The organism is Dyella subtropica (genome assembly GCF_026283965.1).
GTDB lineage: Bacteria > Pseudomonadota > Gammaproteobacteria > Xanthomonadales > Rhodanobacteraceae > Dyella_D > Dyella_D subtropica.
In genome coordinates this window covers 124,447-150,455 of the sequence record NZ_JAPDPD010000012.1, presented here as the reverse complement: position 1 = coordinate 150,455, position 26,009 = coordinate 124,447, and the positions used below count along the sequence as shown (strand labels likewise).

The following is a 26,009-nucleotide window of genomic DNA, read 5'->3' as shown; positions in this document are numbered from 1 at the left end:
CATGGGCTGCATCCGTATCTCCGTCGGTGGGGCATCATTGCGCGAGGATGGCGCCGTAATAGGCATTGACCGTCGCCATCACATTACCGCCGCTCACTGAGCGTGATGTTTCGCGGCTGCCCTGCCGCCACTTTCAGCCAGGTGACCGGCCCGAAGCGGTCGCTTCCCTTGGCCCACCCTTCGCCAACACTCGCGCGCAACGCATCCAGGTCCGCTACCTGATTCCACGCATGTCCTGCGTCGGATATGGCGTTGGCCGCGGTGCCATGGATCTTCACCACGTAATAAGCCAGCGCTGGACGGAAGCTGCCGGTGGCGGCTTCCGTCTCGAAGTTCACGCTATCGCCCTGGCGCTGGGCGGCCAGCGTCTGAAGAAAATAGTCGCCGCGTTCGTAGCCATAGGTGGCACCATCGTCGTCGTAGTAGGAGAAGACGTGGCGCGCGGCGGCGGGAAAAACTTCCACGTCCACATCGCGCAGTGGCCGCTCGCCGACATAGTTCATTGGCACCTGCATCGGGATGATCGCGCCGTCGCGGATGAACAGCGGAATATCCGACCAAGTCTTGCTATCGATGGCGTAGCGGATGGTTTGCCCACCCGCGTAGACCTTGCCGGTCGCGTAGTCGGTCCAGCTGCCTGCGGGAAGATAGATATCCTTCGACGTCTGCCCCCGCTCCACCACCGGCGACACCAGCAGGTAGTCGCCGAACATCCAGGCGTCGACGTCCTCGCGCAATGTCGGATCGTCGGGATAGTCGAACAGCAGCGGGCGCACCAGGCCTACGCCGGTCTGCCGCCGCTGGTACTCGTAAGCGTAGATGTATGGGATCAGCGCATAGCGCAGGCGAATCGCATCCGCCGCCGCCTTCTCGGCCACGGGACCGTACCGCCACGGCTGCCGCTTCTGATCGAAGTCGCCGTGTACGCGGAAGATCGGCGTGAACGCGCCGAACTGGATCCAGCGCGCATAGTTCTCTGGCGTTGGCGCACCGCTTTTGGTCCTGCCCTTCTTGAACCCGCCACCATCCATGCCCCACTGCATCGCGCCGACATTGATCGCGCTGAGCATGCGCTGGCGCTGCCCCTTCATGCTGGCGAAGCCGGTCTGGATATCGCCCGACCACAGGCCATAGGCGTAGCGTTGCGCGCCGAGGTAGAAGTTGCGATTGACCGACCACACGCGTTGATCGGCATACGCGCGCTGGCCTTCGTACAAGGCGCGCTGCATGTTCATGAACTGCGTATCGCTGCCGAGGTAGTCCGCCTCGTCGTTCCACCAACCGATCACGCCGGTGTCGAAGGAGTGCTTCAGTGCGTCATTGAAGAACCAGGTGCGCGCTTGTGGATGGTCGAAATCCACGTCGCGAACGGCTTTGTGCGAGAAGTAATCGGGGCTCGGCTGGCTCGCCGCCGACCAGAACCCATGCTCGGTGGCATAACGGCCTTCCACCGTATCCAGATGCACGCGCGGCTTCATGATACCGGTGATATGTACACCCTTCGCATCCAGCAGCGCCTTCAGCTTGCCATCGGGGCCGTCTGGGAATTTCACCGGGTTCCAGCGGAACTCGCCATAGTCATCCTCGCCCCAAGCTTTCCAGTCGAAGTCGAGCGTCATGTTGTCGAGCGGAATCTGCTTGGCGCGATACGTGTCGACAATCTCCAGCAGCTCTTTCTCGTCGATGCTCCACTGACTATTGGTGAAACCCATCGCCCACTTGGGGAACAGCGGCGTGCGCCCGCTGACTTGCGCCAGCGACGCGAACAGGCTGCGCGGTGGGCCGATGAACAGGTAAACGTCACGAATCGGCTGTGCTTTGCCTTGCACCGACACGCGGTCCCCGGCGAGCGTGAAGCGTGCGCCTTCCGCGTCGACCAGTACGCCATAGCCGGCAGTGCTCCACACGAAGGGCGCACCGGCAAAACCTTGCTCGCCCGCTTTCGCCACCTGCCTGCCCTTGCGTCGCAGGCCACCGTCAGCCCGCTCGAAGGCGCCGTAGCCGTGGATGCCGTACAAGGCGTCGCCCTTATCGTGCCGCGCCACCAGCTCGCCACGTGCCAGCGCCGCGACGTCGATGCGCAGCAGTGGCCGTTGCGCGGCGTCCTCCACGATCAGCTGATCGCCACGGGCCTGCCAGCGTAGATGGGCCTTATCGGAGCCGAGCCACTGCTCATCGCCCTGTTGTTCTACGGGCGGCAGTGTGAGCGCTGGAAACGCTGCATCGGGATCGATCACCACCGTCGGCGATGCGGCTGTGCCGCCCTTGGGTACATAGCTCAGCTTGACGATATCGGCGGTGAGAAAGCGGACCGTGACGGCGCCCTGGGCAAGCGCCAGGTCCCATCCCATGGTTGCCTCCTGCACCGAAGGCGTCGCCGCTTCTGTCGATGCAAGTGGGTCGTTCGCTGTCGTCGCCATGGCAAGCCCCGTGCACACCATCCACACAGCGGCCCATCCGCCGCGCATGCACCGCGAAACTATCATTGCATCACCACCGTCGTATAAGCGGGCAACACGAGCTTACCGTTGGTGAAAGTCACCCCCGGCCGACTGTGCAGACGGACGGTATCGAAAGCGTGATGGTCTTTGGCATCGAGCACGAACGTTTGCGGCTCGCCCGAAAGGTTGTGCACCACCAACACGCAACTGTCCGCCGTCTTGCGCTCATACGCCACCAAATGACCGTTGCTCGCCGGAACCACGCGGATATCGCCGTCGCGCAACGCACCGACCTCCGCGCGCCAATGGATCAGCATGCGGTAAAAGTTGAGCAGCGAAGCCGGGTCGTCCTGCTCCGCCTGTACCGAGACGTCACTGCCCTGCTTCGCTGTCGACACTTTCCAGCGACTCTCACCCGGCGCCTGCGGATCACGCTGCCAACGCATGGGCTCGCGCACGTTCGCGTCGGGCTTGCGGCCGAGCATGCCGATTTCTTCGCCATAGTAGACGTAAGGACGTCCCGGTAGCGTGAGCAACATCGCCGCCGCCATGCGCATGTGCTGCGGGTTGCCACCGAGCTGGCTCAGCACGCGTTCCTGGTCATGATTGGAGAGGAAGGGCGCATCCACAAACGAGTCGCCAGCGGCTTCGCGAAACACCTTGTAGGTGCTGGTGAGTAAATCACCCAGCGCGCCGCGGCGCTCCTGCCGCGCACTCGCGATCAGTTGCTCCGCCAGCGGAAAGTCGAACACTGAACCGAGCGGCTTGAGGTAAGGCGCCAGAGCAACCGGCGAGGCCGCGGTGACTTCGCCCACCAGATAGACGTCCGGCTTGGCTTCCTGCAGCCCATGGCGGAACTCCGTCCACCACACGACATTCTTGCGCACGGTTTCCGGCTTGCCGGTATCCGTACGCAGATCGTCGTAGATATGCCGCGCGGCATCGAGGCGGAATCCGTCGACGCTCTTGGCGAGCCAGAACTGCCCAACCTTCACCATCTCGTGGCGAACGTCGGGGCTGTCGTAGTTGAGGTCGGGCATGGCGCCGGTGAAATCGCCCAGGTAGTGCTGCTTGCCGTTCGCATGCCTGGCCAGGCTGCCGGCGGCGCTGGGTGCTTTGAGATCGGTGTCGGGCTTTGCCCAGGTGTACCAGCTCCGATACGGGCTGGACGGGTCCAGCGCCGCCTGGAACCAGGGGTGCTGATCGCTGGTGTGATTGATCACCAGATCCAGAATGACTTGGATGCCGCGTTTGTGCGCTTCACTCACCAGCCGCTCGAAGTCCTGCATCGTGCCGTACTGCGGGTTGATGCCTTCGTAATCAGTGATGTCGTAGCCGTGGTAACTGGGCGACGGATTGATCGGCATCAACCAGATGCCACTGACGCCAAGCGACTGCAGGTAGTCGAGCTTGGCGGTCACGCCATTGAGATCGCCGATGCCGTCGCCGTTGGTGTCGTACCATGCGCGCACGAAGATTTCATACCAAACGCCCGATCCCGTGGACGCCGCGACGGGCGATGACGGGGGAGCCTCGGCCGCGAGTGCGGCGGGGAGAGTGCCGCCGAGCGCCAGGGCGAAGAGTATGGCGAGAAGCTTGCTGCGATGGGGCGACATCAGGCCTCCGCTATGAAGCAGTGATAGTGGAGAGGAGTGAGAGAAGAGAGAACCCCAACACGGACTCTCTCTCACTTCTCACTCCTCCCCACTCGCTCCCGCACTTACAGCTTGAACTCGACGCCGAGATAGCTGGTACGTCCGAAGTACTGGATCGTGCCGGTCTGCGACGGGTCGCTGCCGAAGTAGGTGCGTGTCGGCTGGTCGTTGATGTTCAACATCTGATAGACCACCTTCCACTGCTTGCTGATCTCATACGAAGCTTGGAAGTCGTACACGGTTTCCGCGGCGAACGTGACCATCTGGTTCTTCACCGACATCTGCGTGTCGGAGACAAACTTCGAGCGATAGTTGCCGGATAGGCGGGCCGAGAACGGACCGTTGTCGTAGAACACCGCCAGGCTGGCCACGCGCTTGGACAGGCCCGGCAGGCCGATGGTCGACGTCGGTCCGCCCAGCGTGGTCGGGTTGCTCACCGTGCTGGAGGTCAGCGCGAAGTTGCCCTGCACACCCAGCCCCTTCCACATGCCCGGCAGGAAGCCGTTCTTGGAGAACGACAGCTCCAGACCGCGCACGTCGCCGCCCTTGGCGTTGTAGGCCGTCTGGTACTGGCCATTCAGATACGGCTTGCCGGTGGTCGGATCGGTCGGCACGGTGATGCCAGCCTGAGCGAAGTTATAGTTGTTGTACGTGACCGACTGAATGAACGACTTGATGTTCTTGTAGAACACACCGCCACTGATGGCGCCGGTGGAATCGTCGAAGTAGTGCTCGTAAGTCAGGTCGTACTGCGTTGCGCGCAATGGATTCAGCAGCGGGCTGGTGCCACCCCACACGTTGTACTGACCGCTCGATACCCACGAGCCGGAGCCGGCCAGCATCTGGTTGATCGGCGGACGCGCCAGCACCTTGGCGGCGGAGAAGCGCGCCTGGTCGTCATCGGTGAAGTGGTAGACCAGGTTCATCGACGGCAGGTAGTCGGTATAGGTCTTGCCTACCTTGAGCGGTGCGTAGTCGGTGCTGGTGTAGCCGTTGCCGTCGGTGATCGGAATGCCGGCACCATTGCCCACCTGCTGCAGGCCATAGCTGTACTGCGACTGGTGCGACACGCGCACGCCAGCGTTGCCGGTCAGCTGGTGGCCAAACACCTGCGTATCGATATCGGCCATGAGGAACAGGTCGCGGGTCTTCTCGTTGACCCGGCCGCTCTGGATCATCGACCAGCTGTTGTTGTGGATGTCCTTGACCGGATGGGCAACGATGCCGTGCGCGGCAAGGATGGCCGGGCCGTTGAGCTGCAGGAAGCACGGGAGGCCCGAGAAATTGCCCTTCCAGCAGGTGACGTTGGCGGCGCTGGCCGGAATGCTCAGCGGCGTGGTCTTATCCGAATCCCACTCCGAGCCATAGACATACACCTCGCGGTCCGCGTTGTAGGTGTGGTTATCGACATAGACGCCCGCTTCCAGCGCCGACAGCCAGGAGCTATTGGGCAGGTCGTACTTCACGCTGGTGCGGAACGCCTTCATCTTGTCGTGATAGATGTACGGGTACACGCCGTAACGCGACAGCCCCATGTCGGCGAGGTTGGTGTACAGACCCGGATTGGCGTAGGACACCGTACCGATGCTGCGGCCACGCAACTGGTAGGTCGCCGACTGCGCCATCAGCTGCGGGGTGGCCGTACCCAGGCCGCTGTACGGATCAGCCGTGGTGTCCACGTTGATCTCGTTGCTGGACGCGCGCGACAGCGACACGTCGGCGTCGATGTGCCAGCGGTCGTGGTTCCACTTCGCGTTGAGGCCACTTGAGAACACGCTGGTGTTCTTCGTGTAGTTGTCCGCGGTGGTCTCGTTGGAGAACTGGGTAGTGCCGTCGCCGCTCACGGTGCCACCGGTCATCGTGCCGAACGGACCGAGCACCGCATTGCTGACCTGCGCGTTGCCGCCGTAGATGTCCTGCGTGCGGAAGCCGTAACCGAACGACTTGTCCTTGAACTTGGAGTAGAACGCGTCGCCGGAGATCTGCAGTTCGTCGGTGGGCTTCCACACCACGGTGGCGACCTCGCCGGTACGGCGCTCGGTGCCGCCGTTCTGCTGCAACTGCAGGCCCTGGGTCAGGTAAGCCTTGCGGCCGTCCGGCAAGGTGGTGAGGTTGCCATCGGAAGCCTCGCCCACGAACTGCTCGGCCACGTGCGGCTGGTACATCTGCGCCACACCCAGGCCCACGCCCAGCGTGTTGTCCAGGAACTTGCCCTGGTAGGCGGCGCTGAGGCGGTAGCCGGTGGAGTTGGCGCCGGCCACGTCATTCGCACGGCTGTTGTAGCTGCCACGCGCATCGACGTTGAGGTTCTGGTCCTTCGGCGCTTCCAGCGGGTTGGCCGTCTGCATGCCGATGGTGCCACCCACGCCGCCAGTGATCAGCGATGCCTGCGAGGACTTGTACACCGTGGCCATGTTGATCAGCTCGGACGGGTACTGGTCGAACTCGATGTAGTTGCTGCCACTGGTGGACGGTTGCTCGCGACCGTTCAACGTGGTCTGGATGAAGTTGCCCGAGAGACCGCGGATGTTGATCTGCGAGGCCTGGCCGGCGATGCGCTCGGCGGACACGCCCGGCAGGCGGGTCAGTGCGTCGGCGATCGACTGGTCGGGCAGGCCGCCGATGTCGGCGGAGGTGATGACGTTCTGGATCGTATCGGCGTAGCGCTGATAGTCGATCGACCTTTCCATGCCCTGGTTGTAGCCGGTCACCGTGATGGCGGACAGGCTCTTGGCCAGTTGCGCTTCGTTCGAGGTCTTTTCGCCGTCTTTCTTCTCTGCTGCCTTCTTGTCGACGGCCTGCTGCGCGGTCGCCTGCGCATCCTGGTCCGCAGCCACACCCGGGGCGGTGCTCCCCGCGTTGGCGCCCGTGTCGGCCGGAGCCGCTTGGATGCCGACGGTGAAGCACAAGCCGGCCGAAGCCAGCGCCAAGGCCATCACGTTACGTTTCAGTATCACCTTGTCCCCTCCCCAGGGTTTGCTTGTTGCTATGACTGCTGTCTTGTTTGCAACTCGGGAAGAGCTGCGCAGCAAAGTTGTCGTTGGATCGCGCTTTGTGGATCGGGCTTTCGCGTGGGGCGCATGGTAGAGCCGCCCCCAAGGGCGAACAGTCCTATGCATACGTATTCATTGGGCGGTTTTTTTGTGCAGTCGTGACAAAAATCGCGGGGCGTGGACACGAACCACAAACCAGAAAACCAAGCGAAACCGGGGACGGCATTGCACATCGAAAGTTGTGATCTGCACTCACTTGTCACGATCTAATCGGCACGGGCTGCAGGCTCCTTTTCGAAGCCTCGCTTCCGCCGCCGCACCGCCTGCTGCGTCGCAATATCGACGTTTTTTGAATACGTATGCAGTGTCGGCATCGCTGTCGCATCCAGCGATTAAGCTGCCCCGCACGCTGCGTACCACCTCGGTGATGCAAGCGCTTCAGACCTTCGGGATAGGGACATGAGTGAAACACCATGGTGGCGCGGAGCCGTCATCTACCAGATCTACCCACGCAGTTTCCTGGACACCAACGGCGATGGCGTGGGCGACCTGCCCGGCATCGTCGACCGGCTCGACTACGTCGCCGGCCTGGGTGTGGATGCGATCTGGATTGCGCCGTTCTTCCGCTCGCCGATGGCCGACTTCGGCTATGACATCGCCGACTACCGCGCGGTCGATCCGCTGTTCGGCACCACCGAGGACTTCGACTACCTGTTGGCCAAAGCGCACTGCCTCGGCCTGAAGGTGATGATCGATCAAGTGCTCAGCCACACGTCCGACCAGCACGCATGGTTCAAGGAAAGCCGCAGCAGCCGCGACAACGCGAAGGCCGACTGGTACGTGTGGGCCGACGCGAAAGCCGACGGCACGCCGCCCAACAACTGGATGTCGCTGTTCGGCGGCGTGGCCTGGCAGTGGGAGCCGCGACGCGGGCAGTACTACCTGCACAACTTCCTGACCTCGCAGCCGGACCTCAACTTCCATAACCCCGATGTGCAGCGCGCCGTGCTGGACAACGTGAAGTTCTGGCTGGACAAGGGTGTGGACGGCTTGCGCCTGGACGCCATCAACTTCTGCTTCCACGACAAGCTGCTGCGCGACAACCCGCCCAAGCCGGAAGACCAACGCGTGGGCCGCGGTTTCAGCCCGGACAATCCGTACGCGTTCCAATACCACTACTTCAACAACACGCAGCCCGAGAATCTGGCCTTCCTCGACAAACTGCGTGGCTTGCTGGACCAGTACAAAGACGTGGCCGCACTGGGCGAGATTTCGTCCGAAGACTCGTTGGCGACCATGGCCGAATACACCCACGGCCATCGTCTGCACATGGGCTACAGCTTCGAATTGCTCACCGACGATTTCAGCGCCGCCTACATCCGCGGCACGGTGCAAAACCTCGAAGCGCAGATGCGCGAAGGCTGGCCGTGCTGGGCCATCTCCAACCACGACGTGGAGCGTGTGCTCAGCCGCTGGGGCAACGGCCAGGCTACGGTGCGCTTCGCCAACCTGCTCACCGCGATGCTTTGCTCGCTGCGCGGCTCGGTCTGCGTGTATCAGGGCGAGGAACTCGGCCTGACCGAAGCGGACGTGCCTTACGAAGCGCTGCAAGATCCTTACGGCATCACCTTCTGGCCGAACTTCAAGGGCCGCGACGGTTGCCGCACGCCGATGCCGTGGGACGATGACGCCCCCCATGCAGGCTTTAGCACCGGCACCCCCTGGTTGCCCGTGCCGGCCGATCATCGCACTCTCGCGGTGTCGCGGCAGGAGGCCGATCCGCAATCGGCACTGCGCGGATTCCGCCAGTTCATGCAGTGGCGGAGCACGCAGCTGGCGTTGCGCTGGGGCGATATTCGTTTCATCGACACGCCGGAACCGGTGCTCGCGTTCACCCGCACTCACAACGGCGAAACGATGCTTGCTGCGTTCAACCTGGGCGCCGACGCGGTGAACCTGACGCTGCCTGTATCCGGCAAGGCTCAGCGCATCGACGGTCACGGCCTGGCCGAGGGCTCCTTCAGCGACGGCCGGTTGCAGCTACCTCCCCATGGATTGCTGTTCGCCCAGCTGGAAACTGCCGGCTGACTGGCGCGGCGCGCATGGCTTTTTCCGCCGCGCGGCGCCGCCTATGATCGGTGCATCGTCATTCTGGAGATATCCATGCGCGCTGCCTTGATCATGATCGGTCTCATTCTGGTCGTTGCGGGTATCTGGGTGCTCAGTGGCCATGCCCTGTACCAAGAGACGGATACGCTGGTGCAGCTTGGCTCGGCCAAGATCACGGCGACTCACGATAAGGCGGTGCCTTCCTGGGTCGGTATCGCGGGTGTCGTGGTGGGTGGGTTGCTCACGCTAGGTGGTTTTTTCAAGAAGGGCTAATCGACCGCAGCTCTGCTCCCTCTCCCCTCCGGGGAGAGGATTGAGGCGAGGGGCGGGTGCTCGCGATAACGCATCTACTTCGTCACCCCGGCATAGGCCGGGGTCCAGTGACTTTGACGCCTGGTTGTCGCGTTATCGCGACCGGGCTCGCCTGCCGCGGGCTTTCGTCCTCCTGCCGGAGGCCGAGTCACTTTTCTCTGTTTGGCCAGAGAAAAGTAACCAAAAGAGAGGCAACCCCGGTTACGCGCCCTCCGGCTTCGCCTGCGGGTTCGTGAGGTCTGGCCGGGCTTTTCGACACGACGTCCCTGTCGTGTCGAAAAGGCATCGACGTCCTGTCGATGCCCCCTTCGGGGCCTGATCGTCCAGCCCTCACCGCTGCACAGGGGATTGGTGTGACTGGCTCGCTACGCATCGCTTTGCTCCCTCTCCCCTCCGAGGAGAGGGTTGGGGAGAGGGGTGGGTGCTCGGTAGAGCGCCTCTATCTGTGGAGCTTTCCGCTCGGCCCCTGGGACCCACCCGGCTACAATAAGCCGGATGGATGTCTCGCATTTGATCGACAAGCTCAATGACGCGCAGCGTGAAGCTGTTTGCGCCCCGCCCGGCCACTACTTGGTGCTTGCCGGCGCCGGCTCGGGGAAAACCCGCGTCCTGACTCACCGCATCGGCTGGCTCACACAGGTGGAGCATATGCCGCCGTGGGCGATTCTGGCGGTGACGTTTACCAACAAGGCGGCGGGGGAGATGCGGGCGCGGCTGGATCAATTGATTCCGGGCGGTACGCAAGGGCTGACGGTGGGTACGTTTCACGGCATCGCGCATCGTCTGTTGCGCCGGCACTGGCGTGAGGCTGGTCTGCCCGAGGGGTTCCAGATTCTCGACGCGGACGATCAGCAGCGCATCGTCAAGCGTGTGGTCGCCGGACTTGGGCTGGATGAGGCGAAGTTTCCGCCGCGCCAGGCCACATGGCAGATCAATAGCTGGAAGGATGAGGGCAAGCGGCCGGAGAACATTGAGCATCACGATCACCCGGTGACGCGCAGCTTCGTGCAGATCTACCAGGCTTACGAAGACGCCTGCCGACGTGCCGGCCTGGTCGATTTCGCCGAGTTGCTGCTGCGTGCGCATGAGTTGTGGTTGAAGAATCCAGCGGTGCTGGAGCATTACCAGCAGCGCTGGAAGTATTTGCTGATCGATGAGTTCCAGGACACGAACACGCTGCAATACGCATGGATTCGTGTGCTGGCCGGTGCCGCCGGACAAGTATTCGTGGTGGGCGACGACGACCAGGCCATCTACGGCTGGCGCGGCGCCAAGGTGGAGAACGTGCAGCAGTTCCTGCGCGATTTCCCTGGTGCCAAGACCATCAAGCTGGAGCAGAACTACCGCTCCACTTCGACCATCCTGAAAGCCGCCAACAGCGTGATCGCGCGCAATGGCAGTCGACTCGGCAAGCAGCTGTGGACGGCTGGCGAGGACGGCGACCGCATCGCGCTGTATGCGGCGTACAACGAGCAGGACGAAGCGCGCTTCGTGATCGAGCGCATACGCGAGTACATCGCGGAACATGGCAACGCGCGTGATTGCGCGATCCTGTATCGATCGAATGCGCAATCGCGCAACTTCGAAGAACAGCTGATGCAGCGCGATATCCGCTTTCGCGTCTATGGCGGCCAGCGCTTCTTCGAGCGCGCCGAAATCAAAGATGCCTTGGCCTATCTGCGCCTGTGCTCCAATCGCCACGACGATGCCGCCTTCGAGCGCGCCGTGAATACGCCCCCGCGTGGCATCGGCGATCGCACCCTGGATGTGCTCCGTCGCCGTGCCCGTAGCGAGAACACGTCGATGTGGGAAGCTGTGCTCGGCGAGCTGAGTGGCGGCACCGAATTGGCGGGTCGCGCGAAAAACGCGGTGAAGGCTTTTCTCACCATGATCGATGAGATGAGCCACACCTTCTCCGGCAAGGCCGACGGCGACGTGGAAACCACCAGCCTCGCGCTGGCCGAACAGATCGAACACGCCGTCATCCATACCGGCCTGCGCGATTTCTACGAGAAGGACAGCCGCGGCAACGCCGAATCGCGCGTGGAGAACCTGGACGAGCTGGTCAACGTGGCCAGCCGCTTCGAGCCCACCCAGGACGATATCGACGCCGGGCTCAGCGAGCTTTCCGCCTTTCTCTCGCACGCCACGCTGGAAGCGGGCGAAGGCCAGGGCGAGGCTTGGGACGACTGCGTGCAACTGATGACGCTGCACTCCGCCAAGGGCCTGGAGTTCCCGGTGGTATTTCTGGTCGGCATGGAAGAGGGTTTGTTTCCCAGTCAGCGCTCGGTTGAGGACGAGGGCCGACTGGAAGAAGAGCGCCGCCTCGCCTATGTGGGTATCACTCGCGCCCGCGAACGGTTGTTCATCACGCATGCCGAATCGCGTCGCATGCATGGCGTGGAGATGCTGGCGCGTCCGTCGCGCTTCCTCGCCGAGATTCCACCGGAACTGATCGACGAAGTACGCCCGCGCGTGCAGGTGAGCCGACCGCTCTATGCCGGTCGCTTCGCGACGAACGCGCCGACGCTTGAGGAGAATCGCCCGGTGAAACTTGGCCAGCGGGTCAGCCATCCCAGCTTCGGTGAAGGTGTGGTGATCAGCGCGGAGGGCAGTGGTCCGCACACGCGGCTGCAGGTCAACTTCGAGAACGCAGGCAGCAAGTGGCTGGTGGCGGCCTACGCCAACCTCACACCGCTGTGACACCGCGAATATGAGCGACCCAACGCCGCTTCGCGACAGCCTGCGCCGACTCGGTGACTTTCACCGGGACATCGAGGCGCTGTACCGCCGCCTGCCGTGGACGCATCGTCTCTTGAAGGGCTTGTTGCAAGCCCTTCTGGCACTGAGCTCGGCGAGCATGGCCTATGGCTTCGGCCTGCTGCTGCACACCCAGCAGGCGTTCTGGGCTGCGCTGACCGCGATTGCCGTGACCCAGCAGAGCTACCTGGATACGCGTGCATCGTCACGCGACCAGGTGATCGGCGCCTTGATCGGCGGCCTGACTGGACTCGCTGCGGCCTATCACGGCGGCGATCACTATGCGACCTATGCGCTGGCGCTGGTATTCGCCATCACCAGTTGTTGGCTGCTCGGTGTGGGCAGTGCCGGCCGACTGAGCGCATCGACCACCACCATCATCATGCTGGTACCGCACGAAGGCTCGTTCTGGTCGATCGCCCTGACCCGCCTGGGCGAAGTCACCCTCGGCATCACCTGCGCTTTGCTGGTGACCTGGGTGGCGACGCGGCTGGAATCGCGCTGGCTGAGCCGCGTCGAAGCGGCATCTCCACCAGCAAAAATGTAGAAGCGCACCCTGTGCGCGGCAAACCGGCAGGATTGCTGGTTTGCACGGCGAAACCGTCCGCTGGGCCGATGTTAAATAAATAATGATCCACCATTTCTCGCCTTTCTCGCGAAGCGATACTCAACACGGCAGCTGATCAACACTGGCTATCGTCGCTTCATTGGATGGAATACTCACAGCCCAAGATACCCATCTCCATGACCATCGGAGATGGGTATCTATTTACGTATGGATTGCCTGTGACGAAATGGCGATCCCGCATGGCGTTGCTAAAGCGGAGCTGGCAGCGCAAAAAAAATCGGCAAGTTGATGCCAGTCAACACGTAAACAGGCACCCCGGATAAGCAAGAGGTGGCGTTATTAAGAGTAGGGATGAGATCAGCGTTTACGACGAAGTAACCACCTTGCTCACGTCCGCCAGTAATGGCAAAGAAAAATGCCTGTGGTGTAAGACCCACTATGCCTAGGCTGGCAACGCTAGAGGTAAGGACGATGTTGCTTGTCACTCCATCTGTCCACTCAATGGTTCCGTTGCCCGGGGCCAGCGTAGGAGACAGAGCCAAGCAACCAACGCTATTGGTAGTTGTATTCCAAGTGAACGTTGCCGGAGTAGGCGCGGTGAGATTGGGCAGGTAAACACAGCCGGTTACAATACCTTCAACAGTTACCACCCCATTGGTTGATATAACTGTTAAGCCCGGTGAAAAATGCGCGGCATCCGTGCCGACGCAGCTCCCAACGCTAAATTGTGTTTGCGCGGAAGCGGAGCGGATGCCAAAAGTGGAAGATAGAAGAACGAATAAAATACCGAATAACACTTTGAATGACGTTGTACGCATGATTAGAGCTCCTGCCGAAGTTAGTTGAGGAAGCTGCGTATGCGATTACCTTGTACTGACTGAGCGCGCACAGAATCGCGGAGCCAGTAAAGGTTCAATGGTTGTTGCGTGTATCCCTGATGGATAGCGGGGAAGCGAGTGGGCGCAGGCGAGCAGATAGATAAAAACATGGTGCGTGTGAAGGCGTGATCAATGAAATAGGTTGATCAAATAGAGCCCGTAAATAGAACTGTATCTGCCCTTTGAGAAGCAGCGTGGTGGATAGCCACCGGAAGGAGCAGCTGCATGAAATTGTCCAAAGAGCAGCTGGACGAGTTGACGGCCGACTGAGCGCATCGACCACCACCATCATCATGCCGGTACGGAAGCGGTATCTCTGCCGGCAAAAATGTAGGAGCGCAGCTAGGCACTGGCTGAACGCAAGAACCTGCCCTGGCAACCTGCGCTACACAACGCGGGTCTGCTCAGAATCATCGACCACGCCAACCTGCCCATGAACTGGAATACGCAACGCCATCCGCTGGACCGCGATATCTGCGTCCATATCTTTTCGGCCTCGGCTGCGATGGTCGGCGTATGCATCACCGTGATCGGCATCTTGCGCGTGGTGGTCTCGATGCACCGTACCGATGTGATCGGCACCGATTTGCTGGCCGTGAATACGTTTCTCTACCTGCTGGCTTGCCTGCTTTCGTACTGGGCGCTGCGCACACGCAACGTGCAGCGCAATCACCGGCTGGAGCGCATCTCGGATGCACTGTTTCTGCTGGCGTTGACGCTGACTACGGTCAATGCAGGCTTCATCACTTGGGCGGTATCGGCGAGTTGAGCTCGCCGATACCATTACTCGCGCAGTCGCGGCACGCCGTGCTCGCTGCGTTCCTCTATCGCGATCGGGCGGGTATCCAGGCGCGAACTGCGGCTGTCTTGCGGCAGCGGCGCCACGGCGCCGCCGCGACCGAAGGCCAACGCATTGCGATAGCAAAGTTGCGCCAGTGCGGGGTCACTCTGGCCAGCGTAGGCATCGCCCAGCGCTTCCCACACGGCCGCGCTCGGCTTGAGCGCGAGTGAGCGCTCCAGGTACTGGTGCGCCTTGCCCCACAGCTTGAGCCGCACGCACATGCGGCCGAGGGTGAGCAGCAAGCTGGCGTCGTTGGGGTGGGCATCGAGCCAGGGTTCGGCGCGACGCAGGCGCGCATCGAGGTCGTCGTCGCCGAGGACGCCGTAGGTTTCGATGAGCAGCGGCGACCATTCGCGACGCAGCGCCGATTCCACTTCATCCATCGCCGGCAACACCATGCCGTAACCCGCAGCGGCGCGCGCATAGGCGTCGATGGCAGCGGGTACGCGGCGCTGGGCTTTCGGCCATTGCGACCACAGAGTGTTCAGCGCCGCGCCGTCCGGTGCAGCGCGCAAGGAAGCGGCGAGTACCTGACCTTCCAGCGCGGCGTAACCGCGGGCGCCAAGTGCGCCACTTTTCTGCAAAGGCTCCAGCGCTTCGCGGGCGCGGCGATGATCGCCGGCCGCCAGTGCCGACATGGCCAGCTCGCGCCAACCGCCAGGGCTCAGCGTGCCGGCATCGGCTTCAGACGTCAGCAGCGACAGCGCCTCGGCGAATTTGCCGTCGCGACGAAGTACGCGCGCGCGCAGCACCCGCGCGGCGCGCGGTGCGGACTGGCTGGCTTCGTCCAGGGCTTCGAGCGCGCGCCCCTGTTCGCCGCGACGCGACGCGGCCTCGGCGGAAGCGAGCAAGGCGGGGCCGCGCAGAATGTCCAGGCGCGAAGCACGGTTGAGGTCGCGTTCCGCATCGCCGTGACGACCTTCCATCAGCGCGACCAGGCCTTCGCCCAGCCGCTGGTGACTGATACGGCGATGGCGGCGCGACAACGCACCGAACGGCCAACGCGCCAGACGCCAGGCAACGGTGAGTGCGCCCCACCCCACCAGCAGAATGACGACAGCGGCCACCACAGAGGTTTCGGCCTGCCAGTCGCGGATTTGTACCAGTACGTAACCGGGATCTTCGGCCACCCAATGCCAGCCGAACGCGGCCAGCGCCGCGACGATCACCAACAACAGAATCCAGCGCCACAAACTCATGGCTTGGCCTCGGCCGCTGGCTTGAGTGTATGCATCGAACGCAGGTTGCGCAGCTCGGACAAGGCCGCACCCAGTTCCACCGGCGTGGCCGGCTGAAATTGCGTGGCGAGCGCGGTGAGCTTGGTGCGCGCCTGCTGCACCGCGGGCACCTGACTATCGAACTGCGTCGCGAGGTTCGCATCCGCGCGCTTGAGCGCGGCGGCATAGCTTTGGCCATCGTAGGCCAGCAGCGCCGCCTGGGCCTGCGCCAGATCCAGCCCCACCAGTTCGCGCGCGAAGCGTGCGTCGGCCACGGCCAGCGGTGCGCTGTTGACGCGCTGCACGCGAATCACGCTGGTCAGCGCGCGACGAATGCGCGACCACGTATCCGCGGACTGATTGTCAGCGGGCGTATCCAGCGGCTTCAGCGGAAGCTCCGCAGTGGCGGCGCGCAATTGCGTGAGTGCGTCCAACGCAGCCATCTGCGCGGCCGGCTGGCTCTTGGTAAGCGCCTCGCGCTCGGCGTTGATGCTTTGGCGCAAACTGGAGAACGTGCCTTCGTTCACCGCGGCCAAGGCTTGGTCGGCCAGCGCATAAGCGGCGGCCGCACCCTGCGCGTCGTGGAACAGTGCGTAGCGTTCCTTGCCCATGCGCAGCAGCGATTCGGTTTCATCGAGCAACATGCCGTCGTGACCGGACAGCGTCTTATCCGACAGTTTCGCCACCGCATCTTCGAGATTGCGCGTGCGCTCGGCCTGACCGAGTAGTTCCTCGCGCAGGGAGCGGTTGACTTGATCCGCATCGCCCAGGCGCTGGCGTAGCAGGTTGCGCTCGTTGTCGACGGCCTCCAGCGTACGCTCCACGTTGGCGACGCGGGTGTCCAGGCTGGCGGTGGCATGCACGGCATCGAGCACGCCGGTTTCCTGGGTGTATTGGCGCCAACCCACGTAGCCCGCGCCGCCAATCGCTACCAGCGACAGCGATAGGGCCAAGGCAACACTGCCGCCGCGGCGCGGCGCCTGCTGCGGGGATGCGGTCTTCGACCGAGTGGGCGCGGTGTCGGGCGCGTTCGCCTTGGCGGCGGCGGGGTCTAACGTAGAGTTATCCTGGCTCATGCGCGACATGCTAACAGCCCGCGTGCGCTCGTTCGCATCAAGCCTTTGTGAAGGAAGATTCGTAGCGCGCCGCTTCCGCCAACAAGTCCGCTGATAACGCCGATGCGGCGATCCGTACTTGTTTGAAGCCCGCACCGCGCGCCGCCTCAGCCAGACGCTCGCTGCTGGTTATCGCGGTTGCCGCGAAAAATCGGTTCAGCGCCTCGGGTCGAAGCTGCTTTCGCAGGTTGTCCAGTGCATCGGCGCTGGACAGCAGCACCATGGCCGAAGCCGGCAACTGTTCCACCGCTGCGACATGTCGTCGCAGCAGACGCGGCGCGACGCGGCGATAAACATGCAACTCGCGCAGCTGCGCACCACGCGCGGCGAGTTGTTCGCGCAGCACGCCGCGTCCGCCCGGTGCGCCGATCAGCGCCACGCGCCTGCCTTGCAGGTTTGCCAGCATGGGATGTTCGAGCAGGCCCTCGCTGTCCTGCCGCGCTGGTGCCAGCGCGGCGATGCCAAGCCGGCGCAGCGCGCGCGCCGTGCCCTGCCCCACGGCCAGCACGGTGGCTGCGGTTCGCAACGGATGCAGCCGGGCGGCAAAGCGCACCGCTGCCGGGCTGGTGAACACCAGAACTTCGTCCCGCAGCGCCTCGGCCAACGCCGCTCGCATCGTCAGCGGATCGTCGGCGCCGCGCAGCGACAGGCCAGGCAGCGACAACGGCACACCGCCTCGCGCACGCACCTGGCGCGCCAGCGAAGACGCGGTGCCAGCGGGCCGCGTGATCACCACGATGCGACCGCCGAGCGAATTCGTGTGCGGAGTGGCCAGTGCCTGCACGCGCCATGGATGCCTACGTAAGAAACGGTGGGCAGTGTAGCTTCCACACGCTACCGCATGGTGCCCAGGTGATTCAACGCGGGCTATACAGACCATGAGGACAGGCTCTTACACTATGCGGCTCCCCACCCCCCCCGTTTGCAGGAAACACGTTCGACCATGAGCACGACCGCGTCGTCCGCCCAGGACCTGATCCAGTTCATCCGCAACGAAATCCCGCTCGCGCACAGCATGGACCTGCAGCTGCACAGCCATGACGACGAACACATCGCCATCGCAGCGCCGCTGGTACCCAACATCAACGACAAGGGCTGCGCCTTCGGCGGCAGCCTGGTCAGCCTGATGACGCTGAGCGGCTGGAGCCTGGTGGAGCTGGAACTGCGTAAGCGCGGCTTCGATTGCGATGTGTTCGTGGCCGAATCGACCGTGCGTTACCTGGCCCCGGTATGGGAAGACTTGCTCAGCGAAGCGCGTCTCGGCCCCCATGCCGATTGGAAGGTGTTTTTCCACACGCTCGGCTCGCGCGGCCGGGCCAGGATCGAAGTCGCCTGCCAGGTACCCAGCGAGAACCCGGACAAGCCCGCCGCGACGCTGAGCGCGCGTTTCGTCGCAAAACGTCGGAACTGAGCCGCAGTCTGAGGGGCGATTGCGGCAGAATGAGCGGACATCCCAAGGGGAACCGCCCATGCGCCGCCTGCTGACCCTGCTCACCCTGCTGACCACCCTACTGCTCGCCGGCTGCGCCTCCGACCAGCGCAACCAGGCGCTCACCACCACGCTCAACGCCTATGCCAACGTGGTGCGCTGGGGCGATTTCCAGACCGCGCTGCAGTTCGTCGACCCCAAGGTGCGCGCCGAGCATCCGCCGACGTCGCTGGAAATGGCGCGCTACGCCCAGTTCAAAGTCAGCGATTACGCCGATGACCAGGGTCCGGTGCCGAGTGGCGAGAACGAAGTACACCAGGTCGCCCAGATCGGGCTGGTCAACATCCACACGCAGGCCGAGCGCACGGTGGTCGACCACCAGACCTGGCGTTACGACCCGGAGAAGAAGCATTGGTGGCTGACGAGCGGGCTGCCGCCGATCTCCGAATAGGCTGCGACCGGCTCCAAGTCCGTATAATCGCCGGTTCACTCCACCTCGCGGGCCGGCCCGCATCTGCGGAAGCTTTCGAATGAGCGACGTCCTGCACAAGCTGCCTGAGTTCCTCGGCAACCATCTCGCGCTCGCCGCGCTGTTCCTGATCCTGCTGCTGGCGATCATCGCGATGGAAGTCGCCCGCCTGTTCCGCAAGTACAAGGAACTGACTCCGGGCGGCCTTACCCTGCTGATCAACCGCGAAAGCCCCCTACTGATCGATCTCTCCGCCTACGCGGATTTCGAGAAGGCCCACGTCCCGGGCGCCAAGCATGTGGCGATGAGCCAGTTCGACCCCGAGAACAAGGACCTGGCCAAGGCCAAGGATCTGCCAGTGGTGCTGATCGACAAGGACGGCCGTGGCGCCGCCGACAAGGCCGCGCAGCGCCTGGTCAAGGCCGGCTTCGGCAAGGTCTACACACTGGGTGGCGGCCTGTTCGCCTGGCAGCAGGCGCAGTTGCCGGTGGCCAAGGGCAATAAATAACTGCCGTAATGCTTCCCCGTAGGAGCGCACAGGGTGCGCTCCTACAGATCGGCCAGTCCGGCGCGGCCAGCCAATATCTGGGCCAGCACGTCCGGCGCGTAGTCGAACGAGTCGTAGTAGAGCCGGTCTTCCGGCAGACCGGCATCGAGGAACAGTTTGCGGCCGGCGTCGATCATCGCGGGCGGGCCGCTCATATAGACGTCGTGGCCGGATAGGTCCGGCTGATCCTCCAGCACGGCTTCGTGGATCAGGCCCATGCGCAGACCGCTTTGCTCGGCCTGTTCAGGGTCGGACAGCACGGAGTGGAAGCGCAGCGCATGCGCCGCCTGCTCCCAACTCTCGGCCAAGCTGCGCAGGTAAAGATCGGCGGCGCTGCGCGCGCCCCAATACACCTGCATGGAGCGACGCGTGCCGAGCGCGATGAAGTGTTCCACGATCGCCTTGACCGGTGCGAAACCGGTGCCGCCAGCCATGAACAGCATGGGCCGCTCCGAATCCTCGCGCGGCACGAAGGTGCCGAGAGGCCCTTCGATGCGCAGCGTGTCGCCAACTTGCAGCGCGTCGTTCACCCACGAAGTGAAACCGCCGCCCGCGACATGGCGCACGTGCAACTCGATCACGCCGTCCGCTTGCGGACCGCTCGCGATGGAGAAGGGCCGGCGCCGACCATCTTCCAACAACACATCGAGGTATTGGCCGGGCAGCCAGTTCAGGCGCGCCTCGCCCGGCGCCGGCCGCAGACGCAAGCCGACGACTTCAGGCGCCAGCGGGCGTTTGTCGGCCACCACGACATCGAGCTGGCGACGCGCGATGTCTTCCACCGAGGTCACTTCGCGCGCCTCGATCACCAGATCATCGCGAGGAACCGCCTGGCATAGCAGCACGGCATGCTGGCCTGGCGAGGTGCCGCTCAGCGCCACCGGCGGGTTGCGCGGGTAATCGCAATGACCTTCGAGCAAGGTGGCCTTGCAACTGCCGCAGACGCCCGCGCGACAGGAATACGGCAACGCGATGCCGGCGCGCTGCGCGGCTTCCAGCACGGTTTCGCCGGGATCGGCCGGGAACCGGCGGCCGGAGTTGTTCAAAATTACGATAGGCACAGGTGCATTGTCGCCGCGACGGCAGTCGGCCGACAATGCGACCTCTTTTGACGGGTATCAACCCTGGGATGCTCTGCTCTATTTGACGCAGGTGTCACCGTTGCGGTTTGCGCGCAGATCGCCGTTGGGTTGGCGAAGGCAGACTGGACGTCTGTCGAGACAGCGCGGCGGTGAGCTGCGCGCAAACCGCAACGGCCCAGCATTTTGGTCGATAGACGACCGGGGTGATATCCAGAAGGCGCGCCACCGACGCCGCGCGGCTCGACCTGACGACCAGTCAGGCGCATCGCCACGCAACGTCGGTGGCGCGTCTTCTGGATATCATGCCGCCTACGTCAAATAGAGCAGAGCATCCCATGACCATCTGGAAGCAGGACACCGACCTCGTACGCCTCAACGGTTGGAGCGCGAACACCATGATGGAAACGCTGGGCATCCGCATCACCGCCGTCGGCGATGACTGGCTGCAAGGCACCATGCCGGTGGACCACCGCACGCATCAGCCCTACGGCCTTCTGCACGGTGGCGCCTCGGTGGCACTGGCCGAGACGCTGGGAAGCACAGCCGCCATGCTCACGCTCGATCCCGCACAAGAAGTGGCGGTGGGCCTGGACATCAATGCCAACCATGTACGCGGCGTGCGCAGTGGCATCGTCACCGGCACGGCACGCGTGCTGCATATCGGGCGCACCACGCAAGTGTGGGAAATTCGTATCGAGAACGAAGCCGGCGAACTGGTGTGCATCTCGCGCATCACCATGGCGGTGATTCCGGCGCGCGTCGTGGGACTTAAGTGAGGCCGGGCGCTTCGCTCGCTCTGTTCATTACATGCCCATGAGCGCTGAGGCACCTTACGCCGGACTCACACCGGACCATGTACTCGATGCCGTCACCGCTTGCGGCCTGTGGCCCGACGGCCGACTGCTTGCGTTGAACAGCTACGAGAACCGCGTGTGGCAAGTCGGCCTGGATGACGCCGCACCGGTAGTGGCGAAGTTCTACCGCCCTGGGCGCTGGAGCGACGCGGCGATCCTTGAAGAGCATGCCTTCGCGCTGGAGCTGTCCGCGGCGGAGCTGCCGATGGTCGCTCCACTCGTCTTCGGTGGGCGAACACTGCTGCACCACGAGGGCTTCCGCTACGCACTTACACCACGACGCGGCGGCCGCGCACCTTCATTGGAATCGACCGAACAGTTGGAATGGCTAGGCCGACTGATCGCGCGCATGCATCTGATCGGTGCGCGCGCACCGTTCGCGCATCGCGGCCGCGTCGATTGCGCGACTTTGATCGCGCAGCCCATGCAAGCCGTACTGGCCTCACCGCTACTGCCCCCGCCCTTGCAAGCGCGCTACCGCGTCGCCGCACAACGCGTCGACGAAGCCGTCGCCCAACGTTTCGAAGCCGCAGGCCCCGTGCGCCAGCTTCGCCTGCACGGCGACTGCCATCCCGGCAACGTGCTGTGGACCGACAACGGCCCCCACTTCGTCGACCTCGACGACGCACGCACAGGGCCGGCCGTGCAGGACCTGTGGATGCTGGCCAATGACGACTCGTCCATGGACGCCCTGCTCACCGGCTACCAGCAATTCCGCGAATTCGACTACGTCGAACTGACCCTGGTCCCCGCACTGCGCGCCATGCGCCAACTCCACTACGCCGGCTGGATCGCCACCCGCTGGCACGACCCCGCCTTCCCGGCAGCCTTCCCCTTCGCCGCCGAATCGCGCTGGTGGGAACAACATGTCGACGACCTGCACGAATTGGCCGATGGGCTGGGAGCCTGAAAACACATCGACGTAGCGGCTCTGCTGTTGATCTTGGGGCCCCTGTGCAGCGGTTCGAAAACCCGCCGCAGGCGAACCAGGACACGCAGTCGCAAGCCCCCCACCCTTCCCTCCCCACAACCATGCAGGCATGCTTCCCCAATCCCCCGTACGGAAGCCGCTCATGAAGCGATCCCGCACCGCCACCCTGCTGCTAATGAGCACCGCTCCACTACTGCTCACCGCCTGCAGCAGCAACGAGGAAACCGCCCGCGAGGGCCTGTACACCTCCGTCGAATCCTGCGTCAGCCAGACCCAGGATCGCGCGACCTGCCAGCAGGCGTTCGACAAGGCCACACAAGATTCGGCGGAGAACAGCCCACACTTCGCCACACGCGAAGAATGCGCCGCCGGCTACGACTGGGATCGCTGCGAGGAGCGCCGTGACAGCAGCGGGCACTCGTTCTTCGGGCCCATGATGACCGGCTTTTTCCTGTCGCAAATGATGCGCAACGGCTCGCCCATGACCGGCTTCACCAGCGGCCCGGCCTTCCGCGATGCCGGCGGACAGTGGCAGCGTCCGGATCAGAACTATGGCGGCGTGTATCGCAACACGGGCGGCACACCGAACATGGTGCCTGTGTCGGCCACTCCGGACCGCGCCATCACCACGAGCCGCGGCGGCTTCGGCTCGTCCAGCGGCGAACGCGGCGGCGGCAGCTGATGCGCCGCATCGCCATTGTCGAGCGCCCGGACTGGCGCGACCGTGCCGCCGAAAGCGGCTTCCATTTCCACACCGTCGACGGCGCACCCTATTGGGATGAATCGGCGTACTACGCCTTCAGTCTGCGCGAGATCGAAGACGACATCGAAGCGCCCACCGAAGAACTTCACGCGATGGCGCTGGATCTGGTCGACGACGTGGTCAACAGCGAGCTGCGCATGCGTCAGTTGGCGATTCCTGAACCGTATTGGGACTGGATCGCGCGCAGCTGGCGCGATCGCCAGCCGCACCTCTACGGCCGGATGGATTTCGCCTATGACGGCAATGGCCCCGCCAAACTTTACGAACTGAATTACGACACGCCGACCTCGCTGTTCGAGTCGGCGTTCTTCCAATGGCAATGGCTGGAAGACCAGCTCACCCGCAACCGCCTGCCGACCGGCGCCGATCAGTTCAACTCCATCTACGAGTCGCTGGTGGAGGCTTTCGGCACGATTGCGCGAAGCACAGCACGCCCATTCCTGTTCGCCGCCGTGCGCGATTCCAACGAAGACCAGGGCACCATCGCCTACTTGCGCGACTGCGCTTTGCAAGCCGGCATCGAATGCGATGCCATGGCGATCGAGGACATCGGCATCACGGCAGACGGCCGTTTCAGCGATATGGAAGACCGGGTGATCGGCTGCTTGTTCAAGCTCTACCCGTTGGAGGACATGTTCCGCGAGACCTTTGGCCGCCACTTGCCCGGCTCGGGCCTGCAATTGATCGAGCCGCCCTGGAAGGCCGTACTCAGCAACAAAGGCATCTTGCCTCTGTTGTGGGAGAAGCACGCAGGCCATCCCAACCTGCTGCCGGCGGAGTTCGACGACGGCGGCGAACTCCCGCGCGGCTGGGTGCGCAAGCCCATTCATTCGCGCGAGGGCGCCAACATCGCCATGCACCTGCCTAACGGCGAGCAGGTGTCCACCGATGGCCCCTACCGCAACGGGCCGTGCATTCGGCAGGCCTACCATCCACTGGCCGATTTTGATGGCCGGCATGCGCTGCTCGGCAGTTGGGTGGTGGGCGACCGTGCCTGCGGCATGGGCATCCGCGAGGATCGCTCGCGGGTGACCCAGGACACCGCGCGCTTCGTGCCACATGCCATTGTGGAAGAGCCGCGCAGCGTGCTGATGGCCTGAACCTTCCAGAACAGCACCTTACGCCGTGCAAACTGACCATCCTGCCGGTTTGTCACTCGGGCCATCCATGGCCCTCGCTCTGCGGGCGGCTTACGCCGTGCAAACCGGCTTTCCTGCCGGTTCGTCGCGCACAGGGTGCGCTCCTACATCGACGCTGAAGCGCGGTACGCCGTCGTCGTTTTGCACCGCCCATGCTCGGCTAAGCTTGCGACTTTTGAACGGGCAGCTCGCGTGCGCAACTTCCTCTTCCGCCTGATCGGCATCCTCGAAATCGCTGGCGGCTTCTACGGCGTGGTGACTATGTTCCGCCGCCTGCTGCCACTGGGTTCGACCCACGATGCGATCCTGGCGCTGATCGGCCTGCTGTTGTACGGCTTTGTGCTGATCGCGGGCGTGCTGCTGACGGAAGGCAGCGAGCGTGGCGTATCCCTCTCCCGCGTGGCCCAGCTGATGCAGTTGCCGCTGATCGCCACACCGGTGCTGAGCTATGCATTGCACTGCGGCGCTTTCGTCAACGTCTTCGCCACCCTGCAGATGGCTCCGCGTCTGGGCCTCGACTGGCATGTCGGTTCGCAGGGCTTCCTGCTGGCCGTGGCCGGCCCCAGCGTTTCGCACCTGGGCATCAACCTGCTGGCCCTGCTTTCCTGGCTGGCGCTGCGGCTGCGGTAACGCACTGTGTGAAGCAGGGGAGGGGTAAAAGCGGCTCACCCGCTATCATGGGCGGATGAATAGCCCCGCCCCCGCCCTCCCCGTCATCCGTCTCAAATCCGATCGCACCCCCGGCCACCCCTGGGTGTGGTCCGCGCAAGTGCACAAACCCGAGGGCCGGCTGCCACCCGGCAGCGTGGTGGATGTGGTCGATGCCAAGGATCGTTTCGTCGGTCGCGGCTTCTGGAACGGCCATGCGCGCATCGCCTTGCGCCTGCTCACCAACGACCCGGACGAAAGCATCGACGCCGACTGGATCGCCGGCCGCATCGCGCGTGCGGTAGAACTCCGCCGCGAGCTACTACAACTGGACGGCGACAGCGACGCCTGGCGCGTGGTGCACAGCGAGGGCGACGGTCTCTCCGGCCTGATCGTGGACCGCTACGCCGACATCCTGGTGATCGAGTACTTCGCCGCCGGCATGTGGAAATTCCGCGAAGCCATCCACGCCGCCCTGCTCGCGCACTTCCCCGGCGCGCGCCTGTACTGGTTCGCCGAGACCCACGTGCAGAAGCAGGAATCCTTCGACTGCCGCGCCGCCGAAGCACCTGCCGCGGTGGAAGTGCACGAGCACGGCCTGCGCTTCCACGCCGCGCCTGGCTCCGGGCACAAAACCGGCTTCTTCGCCGACCAGCGCGACAACCGCCGCCGCTTCGCCGAGTTGGCCCGCGGCCGCCGTGTGCTCGACCTGTGCTGCAACGCCGGCGGTTTCGCCGTGCATGCGCTGGCCGCTGGCGCGAGCGAAGCAACCGGTGTCGACATGGACGCCGGCATCCTGGACATCGCCCGCGCCAACGCCGCCGCCAACCAGCTCACCGCGAATTTCGAACAGGCCGACATCTTCGATTGGCTGCGCAACGCCATCACGCGTGGCGAGCAATACGACGCCGTAGTGCTGGACCCGGCCAAGCTCACCCGCGATCGCAGCAAGGTCATCGATGCGCTGAAGAAATACTTCGCGATGAATCGCTTGGCGCTCGACGTGATACCGCCCGGCGGCCTGCTGCTGACCTGTTCGTGCACCGGCCTGGTCAGCGAAGAGGATTTCCTCGAAATGCTGCGACGCGTGGCGCTCAATGCCGGGCGTGAGATCCAGGTACTGGACGTGCGCGGCGCCGGTGCCGACCACCCCGTGCGCAGCGATGTGGCGGAAGGACGTTACCTGAAGGCGGTGTTCTGCCGAGTGTGGTAATCCGCGGTCGCAGCGTCTGAGACGGGAACGCGTAAACTGCGCGAC

Annotated in this window: 22 protein-coding genes; 14 read left to right on the top strand and 8 right to left on the bottom strand. The window is 63.8% G+C overall.

What is annotated here, in order from left to right; translation table 11 throughout:
- Positions 1–83: 83 nt before the first annotated feature.
- From OUZ45_RS12270 to OUZ45_RS12260, 3 genes are all read right to left on the bottom strand, one after another.
- Positions 84–2,351 carry a TIM-barrel domain-containing protein gene (locus tag OUZ45_RS12270; RefSeq protein ID WP_266170399.1) on the bottom strand — a complete coding sequence of 756 codons (2,268 nt, stop codon included), beginning with the start codon at positions 2,349–2,351 and terminating at the stop codon, positions 84–86.
- Between the two features lie 131 nt (positions 2,352–2,482).
- Complete coding sequence (locus OUZ45_RS12265; RefSeq protein WP_266170398.1) at positions 2,483–4,057, bottom strand: alpha-amylase family glycosyl hydrolase; 1,575 nt, start codon at positions 4,055–4,057, stop codon at positions 2,483–2,485.
- 104 nt (positions 4,058–4,161) lie between these two features.
- Positions 4,162–7,053 (bottom strand): TonB-dependent receptor, encoded by a 2,892-nt coding sequence (locus OUZ45_RS12260; protein ID WP_266170397.1) that lies wholly within the window; start codon positions 7,051–7,053, stop codon positions 4,162–4,164.
- Between the two features lie 495 nt (positions 7,054–7,548).
- Here OUZ45_RS12260 and OUZ45_RS12255 point away from each other — a divergent pair, with 495 nt between their 5' ends.
- From OUZ45_RS12255 to OUZ45_RS12240, 4 genes are all read left to right on the top strand, one after another.
- The gene (locus OUZ45_RS12255; protein WP_266170396.1) at positions 7,549–9,177 is read left to right on the top strand and encodes an alpha-glucosidase family protein; all 1,629 of its coding nucleotides are present in this window, start codon (positions 7,549–7,551) and stop codon (positions 9,175–9,177) included.
- Positions 9,178–9,252: 75 nt separating this feature from the next.
- The gene (locus OUZ45_RS12250; protein ID WP_266170395.1) at positions 9,253–9,471 is read left to right on the top strand and encodes a hypothetical protein; all 219 of its coding nucleotides are present in this window, start codon (positions 9,253–9,255) and stop codon (positions 9,469–9,471) included.
- Positions 9,472–10,005: 534 nt separating this feature from the next.
- A complete protein-coding gene (gene uvrD, locus OUZ45_RS12245; protein ID WP_266170394.1) occupies positions 10,006–12,213 on the top strand; it encodes a DNA helicase II in 2,208 nt (735 codons plus the stop codon).
- 10 nt (positions 12,214–12,223) lie between these two features.
- Positions 12,224–12,817 (top strand): FUSC family protein, encoded by a 594-nt coding sequence (locus OUZ45_RS12240; protein WP_266170393.1) that lies wholly within the window; start codon positions 12,224–12,226, stop codon positions 12,815–12,817.
- A gap of 269 nt (positions 12,818–13,086) precedes the next feature.
- On the opposite strand, the gene OUZ45_RS12235 is transcribed toward OUZ45_RS12240, so the two are convergent.
- The gene (locus OUZ45_RS12235; RefSeq protein ID WP_266170392.1) at positions 13,087–13,656 is read right to left on the bottom strand and encodes a hypothetical protein; all 570 of its coding nucleotides are present in this window, start codon (positions 13,654–13,656) and stop codon (positions 13,087–13,089) included.
- 493 nt (positions 13,657–14,149) lie between these two features.
- Between OUZ45_RS12235 and OUZ45_RS12230 the strand changes: the two genes are divergently transcribed.
- Complete coding sequence (locus OUZ45_RS12230; protein ID WP_266170391.1) at positions 14,150–14,485, top strand: hypothetical protein; 336 nt, start codon at positions 14,150–14,152, stop codon at positions 14,483–14,485.
- Between the two features lie 14 nt (positions 14,486–14,499).
- Here the strand turns inward: OUZ45_RS12230 and OUZ45_RS12225 are convergent, their stop codons facing one another.
- Genes OUZ45_RS12225 through OUZ45_RS12215 form a run of 3 tightly spaced genes read right to left on the bottom strand, consistent with a single transcriptional unit; the run spans position 14,500 to position 17,673 of the window.
- A complete protein-coding gene (locus OUZ45_RS12225) occupies positions 14,500–15,756 on the bottom strand; it encodes a heme biosynthesis HemY N-terminal domain-containing protein (protein WP_266170390.1) in 1,257 nt (418 codons plus the stop codon).
- Positions 15,753–16,850 (bottom strand): uroporphyrinogen-III C-methyltransferase, encoded by a 1,098-nt coding sequence (locus tag OUZ45_RS12220; protein ID WP_266170389.1) that lies wholly within the window; start codon positions 16,848–16,850, stop codon positions 15,753–15,755. Before OUZ45_RS12220 ends, OUZ45_RS12225 begins: the two co-directional genes overlap by 4 nt.
- A gap of 37 nt (positions 16,851–16,887) precedes the next feature.
- Complete coding sequence (locus tag OUZ45_RS12215; protein ID WP_266170388.1) at positions 16,888–17,673, bottom strand: uroporphyrinogen-III synthase; 786 nt, start codon at positions 17,671–17,673, stop codon at positions 16,888–16,890.
- Positions 17,674–17,832: 159 nt separating this feature from the next.
- On the opposite strand from OUZ45_RS12215, the gene OUZ45_RS12210 reads away from it, so the two are divergent.
- The 3 genes from OUZ45_RS12210 to OUZ45_RS12200 all read left to right on the top strand — a co-directional run bounded on the left by OUZ45_RS12210 (position 17,833) and on the right by OUZ45_RS12200 (position 19,295).
- On the top strand, positions 17,833–18,300 hold the full coding sequence (locus tag OUZ45_RS12210; RefSeq protein WP_266170387.1) for a YiiD C-terminal domain-containing protein: 468 nt from the start codon (positions 17,833–17,835) through the stop codon (positions 18,298–18,300).
- A gap of 58 nt (positions 18,301–18,358) precedes the next feature.
- Positions 18,359–18,769, top strand: a complete 411-nt coding sequence (locus tag OUZ45_RS12205; RefSeq protein ID WP_266170386.1) for a hypothetical protein — start codon at positions 18,359–18,361, stop codon at positions 18,767–18,769.
- 79 nt (positions 18,770–18,848) lie between these two features.
- Positions 18,849–19,295 carry a rhodanese-like domain-containing protein gene (locus tag OUZ45_RS12200; RefSeq protein WP_266170385.1) on the top strand — a complete coding sequence of 149 codons (447 nt, stop codon included), beginning with the start codon at positions 18,849–18,851 and terminating at the stop codon, positions 19,293–19,295.
- Between the two features lie 41 nt (positions 19,296–19,336).
- On the opposite strand, the gene OUZ45_RS12195 is transcribed toward OUZ45_RS12200, so the two are convergent.
- A complete protein-coding gene (locus OUZ45_RS12195) occupies positions 19,337–20,395 on the bottom strand; it encodes a 2Fe-2S iron-sulfur cluster-binding protein (RefSeq protein ID WP_266170384.1) in 1,059 nt (352 codons plus the stop codon).
- Between the two features lie 356 nt (positions 20,396–20,751).
- Between OUZ45_RS12195 and OUZ45_RS12190 the strand changes: the two genes are divergently transcribed.
- The 6 genes from OUZ45_RS12190 (at position 20,752) to OUZ45_RS12165 (ending at position 25,964) form a co-directional block, all read left to right on the top strand.
- On the top strand, positions 20,752–21,192 hold the full coding sequence (locus OUZ45_RS12190; protein ID WP_266170383.1) for a hotdog fold thioesterase: 441 nt from the start codon (positions 20,752–20,754) through the stop codon (positions 21,190–21,192).
- 37 nt (positions 21,193–21,229) lie between these two features.
- Positions 21,230–22,180 carry a serine/threonine protein kinase gene (locus OUZ45_RS12185; RefSeq protein WP_266170382.1) on the top strand — a complete coding sequence of 317 codons (951 nt, stop codon included), beginning with the start codon at positions 21,230–21,232 and terminating at the stop codon, positions 22,178–22,180.
- Between the two features lie 163 nt (positions 22,181–22,343).
- The gene (locus OUZ45_RS12180; protein WP_266170381.1) at positions 22,344–22,883 is read left to right on the top strand and encodes a DUF1190 domain-containing protein; all 540 of its coding nucleotides are present in this window, start codon (positions 22,344–22,346) and stop codon (positions 22,881–22,883) included.
- Positions 22,883–24,064, top strand: coding sequence for a glutathionylspermidine synthase family protein (locus OUZ45_RS12175; protein ID WP_266170380.1), 1,182 nt, complete (start codon positions 22,883–22,885; stop codon positions 24,062–24,064). The genes OUZ45_RS12180 and OUZ45_RS12175 overlap by 1 nt, the downstream gene beginning before the upstream one ends.
- Before the next feature lie 231 nt (positions 24,065–24,295).
- Entirely contained in the window at positions 24,296–24,733 is a 438-nt protein-coding gene (locus OUZ45_RS12170; protein WP_266170379.1) for a hypothetical protein, read from the top strand.
- Between the two features lie 55 nt (positions 24,734–24,788).
- Complete coding sequence (locus OUZ45_RS12165; RefSeq protein WP_266170378.1) at positions 24,789–25,964, top strand: class I SAM-dependent rRNA methyltransferase; 1,176 nt, start codon at positions 24,789–24,791, stop codon at positions 25,962–25,964.
- Positions 25,965–26,009 lie beyond the last annotated feature (45 nt).

Excerpts from the sequence above, each read along its gene's own strand:
- OUZ45_RS12220 (WP_266170389.1), bottom strand. The coding sequence starts at position 16,850 with ATGAGCCAGGATAACTCTACGTTAGACCCCGCCGCCGCCAAGGCGAAC.
- OUZ45_RS12265 (WP_266170398.1), bottom strand. The coding sequence starts at position 4,057 with ATGTCGCCCCATCGCAGCAAGCTTCTCGCCATACTCTTCGCCCTGGCG.
- OUZ45_RS12250 (WP_266170395.1), top strand. The coding sequence starts at position 9,253 with ATGCGCGCTGCCTTGATCATGATCGGTCTCATTCTGGTCGTTGCGGGT.
- OUZ45_RS12165 (WP_266170378.1), top strand. The coding sequence starts at position 24,789 with ATGAATAGCCCCGCCCCCGCCCTCCCCGTCATCCGTCTCAAATCCGAT.
- OUZ45_RS12270 (WP_266170399.1), bottom strand. The coding sequence starts at position 2,351 with ATGGGATGGGACCTGGCGCTTGCCCAGGGCGCCGTCACGGTCCGCTTT.
- OUZ45_RS12240 (WP_266170393.1), top strand. The coding sequence starts at position 12,224 with ATGAGCGACCCAACGCCGCTTCGCGACAGCCTGCGCCGACTCGGTGAC.
- OUZ45_RS12200 (WP_266170385.1), top strand. The coding sequence starts at position 18,849 with ATGAGCGACGTCCTGCACAAGCTGCCTGAGTTCCTCGGCAACCATCTC.
- OUZ45_RS12225 (WP_266170390.1), bottom strand. The coding sequence starts at position 15,756 with ATGAGTTTGTGGCGCTGGATTCTGTTGTTGGTGATCGTCGCGGCGCTG.
- OUZ45_RS12205 (WP_266170386.1), top strand. The coding sequence starts at position 18,359 with ATGCGCCGCCTGCTGACCCTGCTCACCCTGCTGACCACCCTACTGCTC.
- OUZ45_RS12185 (WP_266170382.1), top strand. The coding sequence starts at position 21,230 with ATGAGCGCTGAGGCACCTTACGCCGGACTCACACCGGACCATGTACTC.
- OUZ45_RS12230 (WP_266170391.1), top strand. The coding sequence starts at position 14,150 with ATGAACTGGAATACGCAACGCCATCCGCTGGACCGCGATATCTGCGTC.
- OUZ45_RS12210 (WP_266170387.1), top strand. The coding sequence starts at position 17,833 with ATGAGCACGACCGCGTCGTCCGCCCAGGACCTGATCCAGTTCATCCGC.
- OUZ45_RS12235 (WP_266170392.1), bottom strand. The coding sequence starts at position 13,656 with ATGCGTACAACGTCATTCAAAGTGTTATTCGGTATTTTATTCGTTCTT.
- uvrD (WP_266170394.1), top strand. The coding sequence starts at position 10,006 with ATGGATGTCTCGCATTTGATCGACAAGCTCAATGACGCGCAGCGTGAA.
- OUZ45_RS12255 (WP_266170396.1), top strand. The coding sequence starts at position 7,549 with ATGAGTGAAACACCATGGTGGCGCGGAGCCGTCATCTACCAGATCTAC.
- OUZ45_RS12190 (WP_266170383.1), top strand. The coding sequence starts at position 20,752 with ATGACCATCTGGAAGCAGGACACCGACCTCGTACGCCTCAACGGTTGG.
- OUZ45_RS12180 (WP_266170381.1), top strand. The coding sequence starts at position 22,344 with ATGAAGCGATCCCGCACCGCCACCCTGCTGCTAATGAGCACCGCTCCA.
- OUZ45_RS12175 (WP_266170380.1), top strand. The coding sequence starts at position 22,883 with ATGCGCCGCATCGCCATTGTCGAGCGCCCGGACTGGCGCGACCGTGCC.